15 protein-coding genes are annotated in these 20,814 nt (G+C 42.2%); 2 read left to right on the forward strand and 13 right to left on the reverse strand.

Features of this window, described 5'->3' with window-relative positions:
- Positions 1-36: 36 nt before the first annotated feature.
- The 4 genes from tsf to rplM form a co-directional block, all read right to left on the reverse strand.
- Positions 37-861: a translation elongation factor Ts gene (gene tsf / locus DX873_RS13540; protein ID WP_116185021.1), complete on the reverse strand. Its 825-nt coding sequence runs from the start codon at positions 859-861 to the stop codon at positions 37-39.
- An 83-nt stretch (positions 862-944) separates the two neighbouring features.
- Positions 945-2,081 (reverse strand): 30S ribosomal protein S2, encoded by a 1,137-nt coding sequence (gene rpsB / locus DX873_RS13545; RefSeq protein WP_116185022.1) that lies wholly within the window; start codon positions 2,079-2,081, stop codon positions 945-947.
- Between the two features lie 207 nt (positions 2,082-2,288).
- Positions 2,289-2,675: a 30S ribosomal protein S9 gene (rpsI, locus tag DX873_RS13550; RefSeq protein ID WP_116185023.1), complete on the reverse strand. Its 387-nt coding sequence runs from the start codon at positions 2,673-2,675 to the stop codon at positions 2,289-2,291.
- Positions 2,675-3,130 (reverse strand): 50S ribosomal protein L13, encoded by a 456-nt coding sequence (gene rplM, locus DX873_RS13555; RefSeq protein WP_116185254.1) that lies wholly within the window; start codon positions 3,128-3,130, stop codon positions 2,675-2,677. The genes rpsI and rplM overlap by 1 nt, the downstream gene beginning before the upstream one ends.
- A gap of 239 nt (positions 3,131-3,369) precedes the next feature.
- Here rplM and DX873_RS13560 point away from each other — a divergent pair, with 239 nt between their 5' ends.
- On the forward strand, positions 3,370-6,021 hold the full coding sequence (locus DX873_RS13560) for a DUF5916 domain-containing protein (RefSeq protein WP_232520937.1): 2,652 nt from the start codon (positions 3,370-3,372) through the stop codon (positions 6,019-6,021).
- On the opposite strand, the gene hisC is transcribed toward DX873_RS13560, so the two are convergent.
- The 5 genes from hisC to hppD form a co-directional block, all read right to left on the reverse strand.
- Positions 6,018-7,121 (reverse strand): histidinol-phosphate transaminase, encoded by a 1,104-nt coding sequence (gene hisC, locus DX873_RS13565; RefSeq protein WP_116185024.1) that lies wholly within the window; start codon positions 7,119-7,121, stop codon positions 6,018-6,020. The genes DX873_RS13560 and hisC overlap by 4 nt on opposite strands.
- A 2-nt stretch (positions 7,122-7,123) precedes the next feature.
- A complete protein-coding gene (locus tag DX873_RS13570) occupies positions 7,124-7,993 on the reverse strand; it encodes a flavin reductase family protein (protein WP_116185025.1) in 870 nt (289 codons plus the stop codon).
- Entirely contained in the window at positions 7,990-9,210 is a 1,221-nt protein-coding gene (gene fahA, locus DX873_RS13575) for a fumarylacetoacetase (protein WP_116185026.1), read from the reverse strand. Before fahA ends, DX873_RS13570 begins: the two co-directional genes overlap by 4 nt.
- Positions 9,211-9,361: 151 nt before the next feature.
- On the reverse strand, positions 9,362-10,519 hold the full coding sequence (locus tag DX873_RS13580) for a homogentisate 1,2-dioxygenase (protein WP_116185027.1): 1,158 nt from the start codon (positions 10,517-10,519) through the stop codon (positions 9,362-9,364).
- 14 nt (positions 10,520-10,533) lie between these two features.
- On the reverse strand, positions 10,534-11,670 hold the full coding sequence (hppD, locus tag DX873_RS13585; RefSeq protein WP_116185028.1) for a 4-hydroxyphenylpyruvate dioxygenase: 1,137 nt from the start codon (positions 11,668-11,670) through the stop codon (positions 10,534-10,536).
- Positions 11,671-11,827: 157 nt separating this feature from the next.
- Here hppD and DX873_RS13590 point away from each other — a divergent pair, with 157 nt between their 5' ends.
- A complete protein-coding gene (locus DX873_RS13590; protein ID WP_116185029.1) occupies positions 11,828-12,292 on the forward strand; it encodes a MarR family winged helix-turn-helix transcriptional regulator in 465 nt (154 codons plus the stop codon).
- Between the two features lie 52 nt (positions 12,293-12,344).
- Here DX873_RS13590 and DX873_RS13595 read toward each other — a convergent pair whose 3' ends face one another.
- The 4 genes from DX873_RS13595 to DX873_RS13610 all read right to left on the reverse strand — a co-directional run bounded on the left by DX873_RS13595 (position 12,345) and on the right by DX873_RS13610 (position 20,753).
- Positions 12,345-14,891: an adenosylcobalamin-dependent ribonucleoside-diphosphate reductase gene (locus DX873_RS13595; RefSeq protein ID WP_116185030.1), complete on the reverse strand. Its 2,547-nt coding sequence runs from the start codon at positions 14,889-14,891 to the stop codon at positions 12,345-12,347.
- 270 nt (positions 14,892-15,161) lie between these two features.
- Positions 15,162-17,996 carry a DNA polymerase I gene (gene polA, locus DX873_RS13600; RefSeq protein ID WP_116185031.1) on the reverse strand — a complete coding sequence of 945 codons (2,835 nt, stop codon included), beginning with the start codon at positions 17,994-17,996 and terminating at the stop codon, positions 15,162-15,164.
- Between the two features lie 101 nt (positions 17,997-18,097).
- Positions 18,098-18,301, reverse strand: coding sequence for a DUF6980 family protein (locus DX873_RS19215; RefSeq protein ID WP_116185032.1), 204 nt, complete (start codon positions 18,299-18,301; stop codon positions 18,098-18,100).
- Positions 18,302-18,350: 49 nt separating this feature from the next.
- Positions 18,351-20,753, reverse strand: coding sequence for a penicillin acylase family protein (locus DX873_RS13610; protein WP_116185033.1), 2,403 nt, complete (start codon positions 20,751-20,753; stop codon positions 18,351-18,353).
- Positions 20,754-20,814: the final 61 nt, after the last annotated feature.

Consider the following 20,814-nt stretch of genomic DNA (forward strand, 5'->3'; position numbering starts at 1 on the left):
TTAAGGGGCGTTTTTTATTTAAGCTATGTTGTTGAATTAACCCAATGCTACTCTGGAAAAACCAGTTACTTCCAAATCGGAATTAACGGATTTTACGTATTGGGCCACACTTTGTTTGTTATCCTTGATAAAGGCTTGGTTAACCAAAGTGTTGTCTTTGAAGAAACGCTTCAACTTTCCTTTGGCAATGTTATCCAACATGGCCTCTGGCTTTCCTTCTTGACGCAATTGATCTTTGGCAATTTCAATTTCCTTATCAATTGTAGATTGATCTACACCTTCTTCGTTCAAAGCAACCGGGTTCATGGCCGCAGCTTGCATTGCTACATCTTTGGCAGCTTCGGTAGCTCCATCAACAGAGGCAGATAGTCCAACCAACGTTGCAATTTTGTTACCTGCGTGAATGTATGAGCCTACAAAAGGAGCACTCAACCTCTCGAAACTTCCTATTTCAATTTTCTCCCCGATAACACCAGTTTGCTCGGTTAGCTTTTCATTTACAGTCATTCCATTGAATGAGGCTGCAAGAAAATCATCTTTAGAATTGCAATCCAAAGCCAAATCAGCCAAATCATGGGCCAATTTTACAAAACTTTCGTTTTTGGCCACAAAATCGGTTTCGCAGTTCAAGGAGATAATAACTCCGGCAGTTTTGTCGGCATTTACTTTTGCAATTGCAGCACCTTCAGAGGAATCCCTGTCCGCTCTTTTTGCAGCTACTTTTTGTCCTTTCTTTCTAAGGATCTCAATTGCTTTATCAAAATCACCATCAGCTTCGACCAAAGCTTTTTTGCAGTCCATCATTCCAGCTCCGGTGGCCTTTCTTAATTTATTTACTTCTGCGGCGGTAATCTTTGCCATTTTCTTGATATTTAAAAATTTATGTAAAGTAAAACACTATTTAAGTGTTTCGGTTTAGGACAATGTTAAATCAGTTGTTGGGTTTATTCAACACCACCTTTGGCATTGTCTTGCCATTCTTTTAGTTCATCCCATTTGCCATCAGCAGCCATTTTTGCTTGCTTTGGCCAAGAAGTAGGGTCCAAATGTGCCATTCTTGAGCTGGCCTCTGTCAAGATTTCCTTGATTTTTTCTGGGTCAGCTTCTGCAAGCTTAGCATAGCTATCAATACCACTGTTAACTAGGGCTTCTGCAGCCTTGGGTCCAGCTCCTTCAATTTTGGTAAGGTCATCTGAAGCAGTTTTGCTTTCAGCTTTCTTGGCTTTTGGCTCTTCTTTGGCTTCAACCACTTCCTCTACCTTTTCCTCTTTTACTACCTCGGCTACTTTTTCCTTAGTTTCAGCAACTGGTGCTTCTTCCTTTTTCTCAGCAGCTGGGGCAGCAGCTTTTGCTACAGTTTCTTCTTCTTGTTTGCCTTCCTGCTTCTCATTTTTTCTTTCTGCCAAACCTTCTGCAACTGCATTGGTCACCTCGGTAAGAACGGCCTCAATGGATTTACCGGCATCATCATTTGCAGGGATTACATAATCTATAGGTCTTGGGTCAGAATTGGTATCCACCATTGCAAAAATTGGGATATTCAATTTTTGAGCTTCTTTGACCGCAATGTGCTCACGCATGGTGTCCACAATAAAAATTGCACCAGGTAAACGTGTCATATCAGCTATAGAACCAAGGTTCTTATCCAATTTTGCACGCAAACGATCAACCTGTAGTCTTTCTTTTTTGGAAAGCGTGTTGAACGTACCATCTTTCTTCATGCGATCAATGGAGGCCATTTTCTTTACGGCCTTTCTGATGGTCACAAAGTTGGTCAACATACCACCTGGCCACCTTTCGGTGATATAGGGCATATTTACCTTGGAAACCTTGTCAGCAACAATGTCCTTGGCTTGTTTTTTTGTGGCTACGAAAAGTATTTTTCGGCCTGATGCTGCAATTTTTCTAAGAGCCTCATTGGCCTCTTCAAGTTTTGCAACTGTTTTGTAAAGGTTGATTACGTGAATTCCGTTACGCTCCATGTAGATATAGGGAGCCATGTTGGGATTCCACTTTCTGGTAAGGTGTCCAAAGTGTACACCAGCTTCTAGTAAGTCTTTGACTTCAATTTTACTTGCCATCTTTTGTAATTAGTTTACGTTCCGTTGTAGTAGCAATGGATTGGTGGTCACATACGTTCGCCCTATCCATTTAGATGCTAAACTAAATTCCAAAAAGTCGATTTTTTTCCTTTTTGGAACAACGACAACTTGGTTAAAAATTTAACCCTGAAACATATCAGGGTTTTCAATGAACTTTTATAATAATGTGGTGCAAAGCACCGAATATTAACGTTTGGAGAACTGGAATTTCTTACGGGCTTTCTTCTGTCCGAATTTCTTTCTTTCCACCATTCTTGGATCTCTTGTGAGAAGTCCTTCTGGTTTAAGAACAGTTCTGTTTTCCTCATTTATTTCGCACATTGCTCTTGATAGTGCAAGGCGAACAGCTTCAGCTTGACCTGTAATTCCACCACCATAAACATTTACTTTTACATCGTAAGTGTCCTCAGTTTCGGTCAAAGCGAAAGGTTGTTTTACTTTATATTGAAGGGTAGCAGTAGTAAAATAATCTTTAAGATCTCTTTTGTTAATGGTAATGTTGCCTTTTCCTTCGGAAACATAAACTCTTGCTACTGCAGTTTTTCTTCTACCAATTTTATGAACCACTTCCATTATTTGTAGTCGTTTAGGTTTATTGCTTTTGGTTTTTGTGCCTCATGACCATGTTCTGGTCCTGCGTATACTTTAAGATTTCTGAAAAGCTCCGCTCCAAGTTTGTTTTTTGGAAGCATGCCCTTAACAGATTTCTCAATGATACGTTCTGGGTGTTTTTCCAACATATCCTTAACAGATGTGGAACGTTGACCTCCAGGATAACCAGTATACCTTAAGTATTCCTTGTTGTCCCATTTCTTTCCAGAAAGATCAATTTTTTCAGCATTGACGATAACAACATTGTCTCCACAATCTACATGGGGGGTAAAATTGGTTTTGTATTTACCTCTAAGCAATTTAGCCACTTTGGAGGCCAATCTTCCCAGTGTTTGTCCTTCAGCATCAACCAACAACCATTGCTTGTCAACGGTAGATTTATTGGCAGAAACAGTCTTATAACTTAATGTATCCACTTCTTGAATATTATTGAATTTGAAACCTATCCCGATAAACGGGCTGCAAATGTACAATTATTAGATTGAATTACAAACGGTTGATTGGGAATATTTTTTTGTTTTTAATTCCGTCCAATTTCCTGCAAAAATAGAAGGGTTGCAATTTTCAATGTTAAAAAAAGTTAAAATTTTACTCAACTGTAACTCATTTGATTTTACTAGGTCTTTATTTCAACTAATCAAATCCAAAACGAACAGTGAGACTATCTGGTATTATCCTTGCACTAGCCCTATTTCCAATTTTTACGCAAGCCCAAGATTCCACTCAGGTGGTTCCCAAAAAGATTTATGTTACAAAAAACTTGGGGGCAGAAACAACACCTAGTATAGATGGGTTGTTAAATGATGCCGCTTGGAACCTTGTAGAGTGGGGAGGGGACTATGTAGAATGGCAACCTGATGAAAACACTCCGCCCTCCGATCAAACAAAGTTCAAAATCATATATGACAGTAAAAACCTTTATATCGGGGTCAGATGTTATGATTCCGAACCAGAGAAAATTGTAAAGCGTTTATCGCGAAGAGATGGTTTTGAAGGTGACTGGGTAGAGTTCAATATTGATAGCTATCATGATAAAAGAACGGCTTTCTCCTTTACTATTACTGCAGCGGGTGTTAAAGGAGATGAGTTTGTTTCAAATAACGGTAACACATGGGATTCAAGTTGGAATCCAATCTGGTATGCTAGAACCAATATTGATGAAGAGGGTTGGACAGCCGAAATCAGGATTCCCTTGAGCCAATTGAAGTTTGGGGACGCGGAAAACCAAGTTTGGGGATTGCAGTCAACAAGACGTTTTTTTAGAGCCGAGGAACGTTCTCTATGGCAAAGAAAGCCTATAGACCAGCCCGGATGGGTAAGCGAATTTGGGGAGCTGCATGGATTGAAAAACATTCAGCCCCAAAAACAGTTGGAAGTTCAGCCCTATACGGTAACTAGTGGAGAGACCTATGAGGCAGAGGAAGGAAATCCCTTTAGGGATGGAAACGAAAGTGACCTCACTGTAGGTCTTGATGCCAAAATAGGAATAACAAACGATCTTACCCTCGACCTTACGGTCAATCCCGATTTTGGTCAGGTGGAAGCGGACCCATCTGCCATTGCTCTGGATGGATTTCAGATTTTCTTTAGAGAACAGCGGCCCTTTTTTGTGGAGAACAAGAACATTTTTGATTTCAATGTATCCAGATCAGAAGCTGGAAATACCTTTGGCTCTGATAACATTTTTTATTCTAGACGGATTGGAAGAAGTCCGCAGGGCTCCCCAGATACAGAAGATGGTGAGTATGTAGATCAGCCAGACAATACCCCAATAATTGGAGCGGCAAAATTTAGTGGAAAAACAAAGAATGGATGGGCCATAGGTATACTGGAAAGTGTAACCTCCCGAAGATTTGCATCCATAAGTAATGAAAATGGAGTAAGGAGACGCGAAATGGTAGAGCCTTTGACCAACTATTTTGTGGGGAGGCTACAGAAGGACTTTAATGAACGAAACTCCTATATCGGTGGAATCTTTACGGGGACCAATAGGGACAACCTAACCTCCGAATTGGACTTTTTGCACAAATCTGCCTATACCGGTGCTCTGGATTTCAAACATCAGTGGCACAATAGGGATTGGTATGTTGGTGGGAACATTACCTTCAGTCACGTCCAGGGTAGCGAAGAGGCCATTCGAAATACCCAGGAATCCATTACCCATTTATTCCAAAGGGTCGATGCTGGCCATGTGGTTGTGGACACTACCAGAACATCCATGACTGGAACAGGAGGGAACATTCAGATTGGTAAAATTGGAAATGGGCATTGGAGGTTTGAATCGGGCGGAACTTGGAGGTCGCCTGAACTGGAACTGAATGATATCGGTTTCCAAAGGCAAGCAGATGATATTCGCCATTACACCTGGATTGGTTATCAAACATTGAAACCGGACAGTACCTTCAGACGTGTAGGTATCAATTACAACCATTGGACCGCTTGGGATTTTGATGGCAACCATAACTACCTTCAGTTCAACACCAACAGTTGGCAGAATTGGAAGGGCAACTGGTTTACTAACCTAGGTTTAAACTATGCCCCTAAACAATATTCCAACTTTGCATTACGCGGAGGTCCTAGACTAAGATTGTCTCCGTGGATGAGTTTTTGGAACAGTATCAGAACTGATAATAGAAAAAAACTTCGTTTCAGTGCCTTTCAAAATGGAAGAAAGGCTCTGGATGATTCTTTTAAATCGTACAATATTGAGGCAGGCTTTACCTATCAGCCAATAAATGCTCTGCGCATTTCGGCATTTCCGTCATTGCGTATCAACCATGATAAACTTCAATTCATTGATAATTTTGATGAAGTGAACGGGACCCCAAGATATTTGAACGGGGAAATAGATCAGCGTACCTTGAGTATGTCCTTTAGATTGAATTATACCATAAATCCAAATTTAACCATTCAATATTGGGGGCAACCATTTATTTCCAGAGGAAGGTATTCCAACTTTAAGCATGTCACCAATGCCACTGCAGGCTCTTTTGAGGATAGATTTACCCAATATGAAGGGAGTCAGGTTTCCTTTGCGGACGGCACGTATTCCATAGATGAGAATTTGGATGGTGCAGAGGACTTTAGTTTTGATGATCCTGATTTCTCCTTCGTACAGTTTCGCTCCAATTTGGTCATCCGATGGGAGTATATCCCTGGCTCTGAAATCTTTCTTGTATGGTCACAAGATGTATCCCGAGATGGTGACCCAGAATCTGGACTCTTATCCAGTTTGGGAGATAATGTTTTTGGACAAAAACCGCAGAACATTTTTCTGCTAAAGGCTACCTATCGTTTTGTGTTTTAAAGGGAGCTTATTTTTTTGAGCGCGTTAACCAAGGCCTTGTTGGCTTCTTGGTTCCCAATTGTAATTCTGACCTTTCCTGGAGCACCAAATTGCGAAACAGGTCGCACCATGATACCTTCGTCCATCATTTTATCTGTGAATTCCATTTCTGGAAGGGGAGGGTCAATGATAAAGAAATTGGCCTGACTTGGCCAATACTTAATTCCCAGTTCTTCAAAAGCAGCTGCCAAAAACTTTCTCCCTTCCAAAACAGTTTCTACCGTTTGAGCGATAAACTCTTGGTCTTCTAAAGCGCCAATTGCGGCTTCCATAGAAGTTAAAGGCAGTAAAAATGGCTTATGGATCAGACGAAGGTAATTGGCTATGGTTTTTGTGGTGTAACAATAACCTACCCGCTGACCCGCTAGACCATAGGTTTTGGAAAAACTGTTCAGCGCTATAACGTTTTGGCCATCCAACACGTAGGGCAGGGCGGATACGTAATCTTCGGCATCGGCAAAATGTTGGTACACTTCATCAAATATGACTACAACGTTTTTGGGGATCCTAGATAGAAAATCTTCCAAAACCGCTCTGGGAATATAGGTCCCGGTCGGGTTATTGGGACTGGTCAAAAAAATGATTTTGGTCCTTTCGGTGATGGCATTCAAAATACCTTCAACATGCAAGCTGTAATCTGGTTCCTTTAAAGGAACATCAATTTGGGTTGCACCATACCATCTCGAAAAAACAGAGTAGGGCAAAAAACAAGGATTGGAAAAGATGACCTCATCTCCTTCATTGATAAAAGCCCTCAGAACCATATCAATAATCTCGGAACCACTGTTGCCCGTAATAAACTGATCACTGTCCAGTTGACCGTTAAAATCCTTTACAAGGGCCTCACGCAACCGAATATCAGTTTGGTCTGGATACAGATCTATTTTGTTCAAAGCTGCTTTAATCGCTTCAACAGCTTTTGGCGAAGCGCCTAGAGGGTTTTCGTTTGAAGAGAGCTTGTATATTTTTTTGTTACTGGGAGGAATATTTTTACCCCCTTTGTATACTTCTTTGGGTTCAAGATGTGGTTTGAAGATAGATTCGATCCCCTTCTTTGTCATTTCTATAAGTTTTCTGCGTGCAACAAAAGTGTAAGGGCCTTCTGTGTGTTTCCTTCTTCCAAAATCCGCTGGGCCAATACATGGATTTCTTTTTTCGTCAGATTCTGTACTTCTTTCGTGTTCCCAATTGCCTCAATTTCTGAAGCAGAAGGAAGTTTTTCTAGATTGCCCAATCGTCCTAAATTGTTGCCCGTTAGTATGTCGCTCTCACGAATTCCCAACGGAAGAGCATCGACACCTATACCTTTAGTGGTGATCGGTTTAGGGATTTCAAATAGGGCATCGCCATTGGCCTTAATGTACCAACTACCTCCCATACGGCCCACCAAATCTAGCTTTTTGGTATCCAAATTACCTTCGGTAAGGTAATTTTCATTGATATGGATGAGCTCAACCTTGGCCAAAATCAAATTTCCGGCACCTGGGCTTTGGGCCAATTCAATGACTTCTTGTACACTGCATTCAAAGGATACTGGGGCTTCTCCAACCCTTGGAGGTGTCACCTTCTCACTGGGTACCTGCGTGAATCCCGCTTTAACAAATTCGTTTACTCCTTTCTCGTAAGCTGTGCTGGCGAGCGACATCTGCTCTACCATATCGTGGTTGACAATATTGATGACCACTTCAGGTACTTCCTTCACATTTTGATGGGAATGCTTCATGGAGTTGTCCCTTCCACTACGTGCTGGCGAAAAAATCAACATGGGTGGGTTTGAGCTGAATACATTGAAAAAGCTAAATGGACTCAGGTTCACATTTCCTTCTTTGTCCACTGTGCTGGCAAAACAAATGGGCCTGGGTGCCACGGCTGTCAATAGTATGCCATGGAGCTCCGGTTGAGGAATCTGAGATGGATCTACGGTTTTTATCATTTGGCCGGAAGCACTTTAGTTGAAACCTCTCCAAATCCTACCCTAATAGCATCTTTTTGAGCAAAACCTCGCATGGTGACCGTGTCTCCATCATTAATGAATTTTCGCTCTGAACCATCTTTCATCTTCACGGGTTTGGTTCCCATCCAAGCCAGTTCCAGCATGGAGCCATAGCTATTTTCATCTTTTCCCGAGATGGTTCCGGAAGCCATCATATCTCCGATATGTACATTGCAACCATTCACGGTATGGTGGGCCAATTGCTGTGCCATGTTCCAGTACATATATTTGAAGTTGCTGTGGCATACTGTAGTCTCTTCGCCACTATCCGGTGTTATGGCCACTTCAAGGTTGATATCAAGATTTTTATCCCCTTCGTATTCCAAATAGGGCAGAACCTTTGGTTCTTGTTTGGGGCCTGCAGTCCTGAACGGCTCCAGAGCATCTAAAGTCACAATCCATGGTGAGACAGAGGAAGCGAAATTCTTGGCCAAAAAAGGCCCCAGCGGCACATACTCCCACTTTTGAATGTCCCTGGCGGACCAATCGTTGAACAATACCATTCCAAAGATATAATCTTCGGCATCTTTAGTAGTGACAGTATCTCCCATTGCAGTGTTTTTGCCCACAACAAATCCCATCTCAAGTTCAAAATCCAAACGTTGAGAAGGTCCAAAAACAGGTGTATTGGAATCTTTGGGAAGCGTCTGACCTTTAGGTCTGTGTATAGGTTGTCCGCTAACAACAATAGAGCTGGCTCTTCCATGATAACCTACGGGAATGTGCTTCCAATTGGGCAACAGGGCATTTTCGGGATCTCGAAACATTTTGCCCACATTGGTGGCATGTTCAATACTGGAGTAAAAATCGGTATAGTCACCAACACACACAGGCATGTGCATTTGAGCTTCGGATTGCTTTACGAAAAGTTCTGGTTTACCCGCCAAAATGGAATTATCATCTTGCAACCAAGATTGAATGTCTGTCCTCACTTTAGAAGTGATTTCTTTTCCCAATGAAATAAAATCATTTAGGTCTTCGCGCTCCAGCACTGCAGTATTGAAATTGAAAACGTCAAGTTCAGCTACAGCCACCAAGTCCAAAATATGGTCGCCAACGGCTACTCCGGCCCTTGGGCTTCTGTCCTTAGTGGAAAAAATTCCAAAAGGGATATTGTGTATGGAAAAATCTGAATTTTCCGGTATATGTATGATCATGAATTCGTTTTTAATGTCATTCCTGTGAAGGAAGGAATCGATTATAATTTGTCATTTCGAACGTAAGTGAGAAATCTCAATTCCAGATTTCTCAATCGTCCCGATAACTGTTGGGACTCCTTTCGAAATGACATAGTGCTGTATTTAATGTTTACTCCACCCAAGATTTAAAATAATTCCCATCATCAATTTTAAGGGCATTTTCGGTTACCATCAAAGGTTTGAAGGTATCGATCATTACCGCCAGTTCTTCCGTGCCTTTTTTGCCGATACTTCCTTCGTAGGTGCCTGGGTGCGGTCCGTGAGGAATTCCCGCAGGGTGCAAGGAAATATGTCCCGGGGCTATTCCCGTTCTGCTCATAAAATCGCCATCAACATAATAAAGTACTTCATCCGAGTCAATATTGGAATGGTTGTAGGGAGCCGGAATGGCCTTTGGATGATAGTCATATAACCTTGGACAGAACGAACATATCACATAGGAACTGGTTTCAAAGGTCTGGTGCACCGGAGGTGGCTGATGTACGCGACCAGTGATGGGTTCAAAGTTATGTATGGAAAAACCATAAGGGAAATTATAACCGTCCCATCCCACAACATCAAACGGATGGGTGGCATAGACCAATTGGTGCAACATCCCCTGTTTTTTTACCTTGATCAAAAATTCTCCTTTTTCATCATAAGTTTCCAAATCTTGGGGAAGCTTGTAATCCCGTTCACAGAATGGAGAATGCTCTAGCATTTGCCCAAACCAGTTTCGGTAACGCTTGGGAGTATAAATCGGGTCAAACGATTCTGCATACAAAATACGGTTGTTCTCAGTGTCAAAATCTATTTGATAGATCATCCCTCTTGGAATGATGAGGTAGTCCCCATACTCAAAAGGAATGTTTCCCAAAAAAGTCCGGAGGGTTCCAGAACCTTTATGGATGAAGAGCATCTCGTCTGCATCGGCATTTTTGTAAAAATACTCCGTTAGGGATTTTTTGGGAGCCGCAAGTCCAACATGTACATCACTGTTGACTAAAAGAGGCTCACGAGCATCCAAAAAATCGTTTTGTGGCTTTACATCAAAACCGATAAGTTTTCTGGAGGTGATGTTTTTTTCCACTGCTATTTTGGGACTCACATCCAAGGCCTTGCCAATTTCCTTTACCTGAGTTGGACGGTGTACTTGGTAGAGTAGGGACGACATTCCATCAAAACCGATGGTGCCGAACAACTGCTCGTAATACAGACCGCCCTCGGGTTTTTCAAACTGGACGTGCCGTTTCTGCGGAATTTTTCCGAGTTTGTGATATATCGGCATACTGTTGTTTTTAGTTAGTGAAGTGTTCCACGTACCTCTTGTTCGCGCTCTATGGCTTCGAACAATGCCTTAAAGTTACCTTTTCCGAATGATTTTGCGCCCTTTCTTTGAATGATTTCAAAGAACATGGTAGGTCTTGGTTCCACAGGTTTTGTAAAAATCTGAAGCAAGTACCCTTCATCATCACGGTCCACCAAAATTCCCAATTCACGAAGTGGGGCAATATCCTCATCAATTTTTCCCACTCTATCGGTTACCGCATCGTAATAGGTTTCGGGAACTCTGAGGAACTCCACACCTCTGCTCCTAAGATCGCGAACTGTAGTGATAATGTCATCGGTGGCCACGGCAATGTGTTGCACGCCTTCGCCTTCGTAAAAATCTAGATATTCCTCAACTTGGGATTTTTTCTTGCCCTCAGCCGGTTCGTTGATTGGGAACTTAATTCTTCCGTTTCCATTGCTCATTACCTTGCTCATCAAAGCGGTATACTCAGTGGAAATATCATCGTCATCAAAAGATAGTATGTTTTTGAACCCAAGTACATCCTCATAAAAGTTCACCCAGTGGTTCATTTTGTTCCAACCTACGTTGCCTACCATGTGGTCCACGAACATTAATCCGGTAGATGTAGGATTGTAGTCTGGGGTTTCCCATTTCTTGAATCCTGGAAGGAAAGTTCCGTTATAATCTTTGCGCTCAACAAAGATGTGAACGGTCTCACCATAGGTGTAAATTCCAGAGCGTACCACTTTACCGGTACTGTCTTCTTCGGTTGTGGGTTCCATATAGGATTTGGCCCCGCGAGCCATTGCGGTCTCATACGCATAGGTGGCGTCATCTACCCAAAGTGCAACAACTTTTACGCCATCACCATGTTGGTCAATGTGCTTGCCAATTTTGGTGCCGCTTTTTAGGGGCGAAGTAAGGACCAACCTAATTTTATCCTGAACAACCACATAGCTTTCCCTGTCCTTTAGTCCTGTTTCCAATCCGGCATAGGCCAAAGATTGAAATCCAAACGCAGTTTTGTAATAGTGAGCTGCCTGTTTTGAGTTGCCCACATAAAGTTCAACGTAATCTGTTCCGTTGATGGGCATGAAATCCTGTGCCTGGTTATCCTTTTGTTGTTCCAAAGTAGAAGTTTCCATGTCGCTGTATGTTTTTGAAATTCAATATATTTTGTTGTTAATGCAACAAAAATAATTATTTTTGAATAACAAAACGCCTTCGAAATAAAAAAATAGCGTTAAAATTGAAAGTCATTCACTGTCAGGTATAAGGTTGTTTAACTAAATTTAGTGATCGATGTTGAACCAAATTGATGAAATACAGGGGATAGGACTTCATTTGGATCTTGTGCTTCGCAAAATCCAAGATGCTTACTTGAGAAAGTTTGAGGAGCTTGAGGTTGATATGACCATTGAACAGTGGGTGATTTTACACCGCATATACGAGCTGGGAGATAAAGCAAGCCAACGAGATATTGTCCGCAGCAATTTCCGGAACAGGGCAACTACTTCAAGGGTAATTGGTAGACTGGAAAACAAGGATTGGATCAATAAAACCCGTTTTGACGGTGATCAAAAACGATTCAAACTGGAATTGACCCAAAAAGGGAGAAGCGTCATTGAGCTGGTATTGCCCCATGCGGTAAAACTTCGGAAACTGGCCATTAAAGATTTGAATGTCCTCGAGTTTGAAACCTTTCTTAAGGTTTTAGAACAAATCGGGGACAATTATGTTGGTTTTGGTTCCAATGACGAGGAATAAAAAACGCACCCCAAGGTCTGAAGTGCGTTTTTGAATAAATCTCATCTTTGGATTATCCACATTTGGAAGAACCACAATCCTTGCAGGTAAGACATCCTTCTTGATAGATTAAATTTCCTGAACTACAATTATCACATTTTTGACCTTTGGCCAAAGTGCCATCAGCAACATATCGTTTAAGTGCTCTAGCTACCCCATTTTTCCAGGTATTGATGGATTCACTATCCAATTGTAAGCTATTGATAACGTCAACCACATTTTCAATGGGCATACCATGGCGTAGGGTGCCCGAAATCAATTTGGCATAGTTCCAATATTCTGGGTCAAATTTATGGGAGAGTCCCTCGATGGTAGTCTTGTAACCTCTTTTGTTTTTAAACTGAAAATCATATCGGGAAACTCCTTCTTCGTCCCTGTTCTTGATAATCATACCTTCGGTTACCCATCTAGGTAGCAAGATACCATCTTCGTCATCCGCCAATCCGGTAAAGATTTCATAAGGTTTGTCATCTATCAGGCCTATGAAGGCAATCCATTTTTCTTTATTGTTTTGGAATCGTACCACATCGGCCTGTAAAACTTGGGGCCGTTTGGTAGGGAAGGGGTTCAATTTCCCCTCTTCTTTTTTGTCGTCAGCGGATATTAACACCCCGGAACGAGATCCATCGCGGTAAACTGTTACTCCTTTGCAGCCAGACTTCCAGGCTTCGAGATAGAGTTTCCCGACCAATTCTTTGGATGCATCATTGGGCAGGTTTATGGTGACACTGATACTATGGTCAACCCATTTTTGTACCGCCCCTTGTAAGTGTACTTTACTCAACCAATCCACATCATTGGAAGTGGCCCGGTAGTATGGAGATTTTTTGATGAGGTCGTCCAATTCCTCTTGAGAATAGTCTTTATCGGTGGCTATTCCTTGAACTTCCATCCATTGCTTGAATCTATGGTGGAAAACAATATACTCTTCCCAAGAATCCCCAACTTCGTCCACAAAATCTACTTTGGCAGCTCTGTCATTGGGATTCACTTTTCTACGTCTTTTGTAAACAGGTAAGAAGACAGGTTCAATTCCGGAAGTGGTTTGCGTCATCAAGCTGGTGGTTCCCGTAGGGGCAATGGTCAACAAAGCGATATTGCGTCGCCCATGCTCCAGCATCTCGTAATAAAGTTTTTCATCTGCTTTTCGCAATCTTTGGATAAAAGGATTGTCTTTCTCCAACTCTGCATCATAAATTCCAAAAGCTCCACGTTCCTTGGCTGTCTCTACTGAAGCTCTATAAGCTTCCAAGGCAATGGTTTTGTGGACTTCCACAGAAAACTCGTTGGCAATTTCGGAGCCATAGCGCAATCCGAGCGCGGCGAGCATGTCGCCTTCAGCGGTGATTCCAATTCCCGTACGCCTTCCCTCATGTGCTTTATGGCGAATTTTGTTCCAGAGACTAAGTTCTACAGCTTTTGTTTCCTCCAGTTCAGGGTCGCTATTGATTTTGTCCAGAATGGCATCAATTTTTTCCAGTTCCAAATCAATAATGTCGTCCATGATTCGCTGAGCAAAGGCTACGTGCTTTTTGAAAAGTTCAAAATTGAAGGTAGCCTCCTTGGTGAAAGGTTGCTCAACATAGGAGAAAAGATTGATGGCCAACAATCTGCAAGAATCGTACGGACACAACGGAATTTCACCACAAGGATTGGTGGAAACGGTCCGGTATCCGAAATCCGCGTAGCAATCTGGAATAGATTCACGGGAAATGGTATCCCAAAAGAGAATTCCCGGCTCAGCGGATTGCCAAGCGTTGTTCACGATCTTGTCCCAAAGTGGTTTGGCTTCTATGGATTTGCTCACCTTAGGTTTTTCACTGAAAACCGGAAATTTTTGAACATAAGCCCCTTCACTCTCAACGGCTTGCATAAAACCATCATCAATACGAACCGAAATGTTTGCCCCGGTCACCTTCCCTTGTTCTGTCTTTGCATCAATAAAATCCTCGGCATCTGGATGATTGATGGAAGCTGAGAGCATCAAAGCTCCCCTACGTCCGTCCTGTGCTACTTCCCGGGTAGAGTTGGAGTAGCGTTCCATGAAAGGTACAAGGCCGGTCGATGTCAGCGCCGAGTTTTTAACGGGAGATCCCTTGGGTCGGATATGGGACAGGTCGTGTCCTACACCTCCACGTCTTTTCATGAGCTGTACTTGTTCCTGGTCAATTTTCATGATGGCGCCGTACGAATCGGATTTACCTTCTGTACCAATTACAAAACAGTTGGATAGTGACGCAATTTGGAATGGATTCCCAATACCGGCCATGGGACTTCCTTGAGGAACGATGTACCTGAAGTTTTTAATAAGGTCAAAAACCTCCTTCTTGGTCAATGGATTGGGGTATTTTTTCTCGATTCTGGAGATTTCCTCCGCGATGCGGTTGTGCATATCATCTGGAGTTTTCTCATAAATATTGCCCTCGGAATCTTTTAAGGCATATTTGTTGACCCAGACCATGGCGGCCAGATCATCTCCATTAAAATAGTCCAGGGAAGCTTTAAAAGCTTCATCTTGGGAATAGGTTTTTTTGTGGGAACGGACCTTGGTGTTTTGCATTGATAAAAAGTTTTTTTGGTTTACTTGTAGACGTAAGGGCAGGATAAAGGTAGGTACAAATGAGAAATATGGAACATGATAAAAATCAGGAAGTTTACACAAAATAGGGGTTAAACCACTGTTTTTAAGCAATTTAAAAATTTATAAACAGCAAAATGTTGACAAAAAATGCAAGTTTCTGTTTTTTCTTCCCTGTGTTGATTTTGCTGAGATTCAAACAGGACAAAGTAGTTTAGGACAATAAATTTTTCCCGACTTTTTTTAGATGCCTCAATGAGCTTCCAACCAATTTTCCCCTATTCCTACCTCTACATCCAAAGGCACTGCCAGCTTATAAGCATTTTCCATTTCGGTCTTGATGAGTTCTTTCATGGCCTCCAATTCCGGTTTGTAGCAGTCGAACACCAATTCATCATGTACCTGTAGCAACATTTTGGTTTTGTATCCTCCTTCTGAAAGTTTTTGATGGATGTTGATCATGGCAATTTTAATGATATCAGCTGCACTTCCTTGTATGGGAGCATTAACAGCATTTCGTTCTGCCGCTCCGCGAACCACCTGGTTACCGGCATTGATATCCTTTAAGTACCTTCTTCTTCCCAGAACAGTCTGTACATACCCATTGTCTCGGGCAAAATCTATCTGCTCACTAATGTAATTGCGTAATTTGGGATAGGTTTTGTAATAGGTTTCAATGAGTTCCTTGGCCTCGGTCCGACTTAAATCCGTTTGGTTGCTCAATCCAAAGGCAGATACTCCATAAATAATTCCAAAATTCACAGTCTTGGCGTTGCCACGTTGTTCCCGTGTTACTTCTTCAATGGGAACATTGAATACTTTGGAGGCTGTGGAGGCGTGAATGTCCTCTCCATTCTTAAAAGCGTTGATCATGGTATCCTCTTCACTCAATGCTGCGATGATGCGCAGTTCAATTTGAGAATAATCCGCTGCCAAAAGCACGTGGTCGTCATCTCGAGGGATGAATGCCTTTCTTACCTGCCGCCCTCTTTCTGTTCGGATAGGAATGTTCTGGAGGTTTGGATTGTTACTGCTTAAGCGGCCTGTTGCCGCTACGGTCTGCATATAATCGGTATGAACTCGACCACTATGTTGCTGCACCTCATTGGGAAGAGCATCCACGTAGGTGCTTTTGAGTTTGGCAAGCCCACGATAGTCCAGCACATTTTGAATGATTCCATGGTCCTTGGCCAAATAGGAAAGCACATCTTCAGAAGTAGAATATTGTCCCGTTTTGGTTTTTTTGGGTTTGTCCACCAACTTCATTTTACCAAAAAGAATTTCTCCCAATTGTTTTGGCGAAGCAATATTGAATTGTTCCCCGGCTTGCTCGTAAATTTTGGCCTCCAGATTTTTGATGTCCTCATCCAGTTCCGTGGACAGCGCATTCAAGAAATCTTCATCCAAATTAATGCCCTCGCTTTCCATATCGGCCAAAACACGTAACAAGGGAACCTCGATTTCCTTAAAAAGTTTATCAGTTTGTGCTTCCTTTAGTTCGGGTCTAAAATGTTGTGCCAATTGAAAGGTGATATCGGAATCTTCCACAGCATACTCGGTTTGCTTATCCAAAGGTACCTGGCGCATGCTTAACTGATTCTTGCCTTTTTTACCAATGAGTTCTGTAATAGAAACGGGGGTATAGTTCAGATAGGTCTCCGCAAGTACGTCCATGTTGTGGCGCATATCCGGATTGATGAGGTAATGGGCCAGCATGGTGTCAAAAAGTTGTCCTTTGACCTCCACGCCATAGTTCTGCATTACCTTGATGTCATATTTTAGGTTTTGCCCAACCTTCTCAATGGCTTCCGATTCAAAAAATGGCCTTAATTTTTCAATCAGTGGCATGGCATCGTTTTTCCCTTCGGGAAATGGTACGTAAAATCCTTTACCGACATCCCAGCTAAAGGCAATACCAACCAACTCTGCTTCGAGCGGGTTGATGGAGGTGGTTTCCGTATCAAAACAAACTGAGGTCTGTGCCATGAGTTTTTCCAGGAAAAGCTCCATGGCCAAACCATCCTGCACCATTTGATAAAAATGAGGGACATCATTGACCGTCTTTCTGCCGTGGGTGTCTTTAATCGTTGCTGGTGCTTCGGTTGGGTCACCACCAAATAGGGTAAATTGTCCGCTTCCGGCCACCTTGGGTTCCTGTTTGGGTGTCTCTACCTTTGCAGAAGTAGTTTCGGTCTGGGGTTCCTCTGAAAATATTTTTACAAACTGCTCTTTGAGTCGACGGAATTCCAGTTCATCAAAAATCTCTTGCACTTTTTGCGCATCAGGAGGGCACATTTCATAATCCTCAGCTTGAAAGGTAACATCGCAATCAATCTTGATTTCTGCCAGTTTTCTGGACAACCTTCCCAGCTCAGCATTTTGCTCCACCTTCTCTTTCATTTTTCCTTTCAGCTTGTCCGTATTGCTCAACAGACCTTCTAGGGAATCGAATTCTTCCAGGAATTTTTTGGCGGTCTTGTCCCCAACACCGGGAAGACCGGGTATATTGTCGCTGGCATCGCCCATCATTCCCAAATAGTCTATGACCTGTTCGGGGCGTTGCACCCCAAAGCGTTTTTGTACTTCTGGAATTCCCCAGATTTCAATGCCATTTCCCATTCGAGCGGGGCGGTACATAAAGATGTTTTCGCTCACCAACTGACCAAAATCCTTATCCGGAGTCACCATAAAGACCTTGTAGTCTTCTTTTTCGGCCTGTTTGGCTAAGGTTCCGATAAGATCATCAGCTTCATATCCTGCCAGTTCCACTACAGGAATTTTCATGGCTTTTAAGATATCTTGAATGTAAGGAACGGCTATGCGAATGGCGTCCGGAGTCTCATCTCTATTGGCCTTGTAATCTTCAAAAAGCTCTGTGCGTTCCACACTACCACCCTTATCAAAGGCTACAGCCAAATGGTCTGGTTTTTCACGTTTGATTACATCAAATAAGGAATTCACAAACCCCATAATGGCAGAAGTGTCCATGCCTTTGGAGTTGATTCTTGGATTTTTGATCAAAGCATAGTAACCACGAAAAATCAGCGCGTAGGCATCTAGCAGGAAAAGTCTTTTTTGGTCGGACATAGTTTTTAGTTGTCAATTAACAATTTGCATTAAGCAATGGACAGACTTTAAAATTACGATTTTAATAATCGTTTTTTTTGTATTGTTTTTTTAATTCAGTTCTATAGTTTGGATCCACACCATGGACAAAAGTTGATTTCTATTCCAGAAGTTCCACCATCATGAATAATTATTGAAAAATAGCTCGATTCTATGTTATGGTCAATCAAAGTATCGGGACAGTCATATTTGTCTACGTGTAAATCACAGTTAAATGATGTATTCGTCTTCATCATTTCGCAGCAGTATGATTTCTTTTTTGACATCGTCTATTTGAACTTTAATTAAGGGTTATAACTTGAGATGCCCATCCACTTATTGTTTCTTCACAGGAATCAATTTTGTAAGGCTTGTGGCTACGGAATCAATCTTGTTACGAGAATAATAAACAGGGAAATATTCATCATTGGCCCAAGGCTCAAACAAGTTGTCATAAAACGGACTATCTGGGTCACCAGATTGTCCTGGGCCATTGGAGCCCACTGCAGCATCCCAATTCCCAGTATTCACAATAATACGAAAAGAAGCTCCACTGCTTTGTTTTAAATTACTGCCCGTTGAGCCGGGAGTGTAGGCATTGCCACCCCTAGGCAATGGTCCATGATCTAGTTTAGCTCTTGTGGAATCATTTACGGCTTCGCTCAGGGCATGTTGTATATAAGTATGCTTGTTCTTTTCTTGTCCATATTGCCACAAATCAATGTCTGAGCCTAGGGCTTTTTCCAAGTCAGCTACGCCCTTGCTAAAGGCATTACTCAAAAGTTCATTTCTGCCTAAGATTGGGTTTGCCCCAAACCTTTCATCAGGTGCTTTAAGCCACTCCATAATTCGCGCCAGCTGAATTCCTGGAACTAAGCCCTTTCCTTCAGCGGGAATGAACCGTTCATTTGCCATTTTTTTTATTTGGTTTTCCCAAGCTACATATATGGCAGCTGGAATGGAACTAGCTTCGAGTTTATAATCCCAATCGGCCAACCTTTTTTTGGCCTCAGCAGCCTTTCCATCAAATACGATATGCTCAAGCATAGGAACTAAGATTCTTGCAGGAATTGAGAGATAATCTGTTTGTAAGGCCTTCATGTCCTCCATGGTCATTTTTTTATCTGCCCCCAATACTTCGTTCACGCGGTCTCCGCGATATGGGTCTGACCATGAGAAACCAATGGCATCCCAATGGGCATAATCTTCTGGGGTTACATTTTGGTTTGCTGTAGCGAGAAAGCCTTCGGTGGGATTGTAAGCGTTAGGTTTTTCTATGATGGGCAAATAACCGTCCCATTCATATCGCCCATCACCTGGAACAGGAACAAGGCCACTGAAATTTTTGCGAACAGGGGCAATGCCCACAGCTTGCCAGCCAATGTTTCCTTCTTTGTCGGCCCATATCATATTTTCCCCTGGGATATGACTATAGTTACAAGCTTCCCGAAATTCCTCCCATGTTTTCGCTTGGTCCATGCGCAACGAAGCCAGATATGGAGAACCTCCCGGTTCCAGCCATGCGCATCGTACGGCATAGGCCACATTGTTTTTGGCATCAATATGGGTAACGGGGCCATGCAGGGTATAGGATAATTGTACGGTATGGTCTTCTTGGCCCTTTACTTTTATAGTTTCTGAAATCTGGGTCATATCCACCCAATCGCCTTTATGTTTATACTGATTGGGATTGTCAGGATTTAATTCATAGACGTACAAATCTTCGCCATCTGTTCTAAAAACAGTCAGCCCCCAAGAGCCATACTCATTATGGCCGATAGAAATCCCTGGTATTTCTGGCTCTCCACCTCCGATAACATTCCAACCCGGCGCAACTAAATGACTCATATATCGCAAAGACGGTGTGGCAATGGTTCTATGTGGGTCATTGGCCATATAGCTGTTGCCATCAGCCATAAGACTGCCCTTAATTACCCAATTATTACTGCCTATGGACAAAGAATCATTTTTTTCTTCGCAAAGCGATAAAATTGTTTCTTCTTCTTTGGTATTTTGATAAGCGGGAATAATATGTTCTTTTTTGAATTCCACAGGTTTGCGGTAGGCTTTGTATAATGCAAGAATATCATCCGATAGCAAATCTGTATTGATGCCGGGGTCAATTGTCAAATCAGGCTCCTTTGGATGAAACCAATACAATTCTTTGACGGTCTCAGGGCCTAGCTCAGCTACGGCTCTCCCAATTTGTAATTCTTGAAGGATATTTCCCAATAAACCTTGATGTCTTGAAATAACTACCTCAGGAGTCCATTTTTGTGGTTGTATGTCCAAAAGTTTGAACTCTATTGGTAATTTTTCCGGTGTCTTTAAAATAGCATCGATGTAGGCATTTACCCCATCAGTATAAGCTGTAATGATTTCAACACCATCATCGTGGTAGTGATTCATTTCGGTGGTCATATCACCCCGAAATTTAAAGAGGCGTGTACCAATATCCCGGTTTAATTCTTCTTCCCCAAGAATTTCAGCAACAGTACCCGTAGCTTGTCTTCGCCAAATCTCAAACTGAAAAAGTCGATCCGCTGCTGCGGTATAACCTTGAGCATAGAAGAGGTCGTATTGGTTTTTCGCATAAATATGGTTGATTCCCCATTTATCTCTAACAATCTCAACGGGTTCTTTAAGTCCGTCTGCTTGCAATTCGTTTTCAGGGATAGTATTAGAATTGTTGCAGGATAGGAAGACTACAACTACAACCAATTTGAATAGATGTTTCATGCTTTCGGTTTTTGCTAAGGTGATTTATGTTTTAATCAAATATGACATTTTAATTGTTGTT

It is taken from the genome of Flagellimonas nanhaiensis, from assembly GCF_003382275.1.
Classification (GTDB): domain Bacteria; phylum Bacteroidota; class Bacteroidia; order Flavobacteriales; family Flavobacteriaceae; genus Flagellimonas; species Flagellimonas nanhaiensis.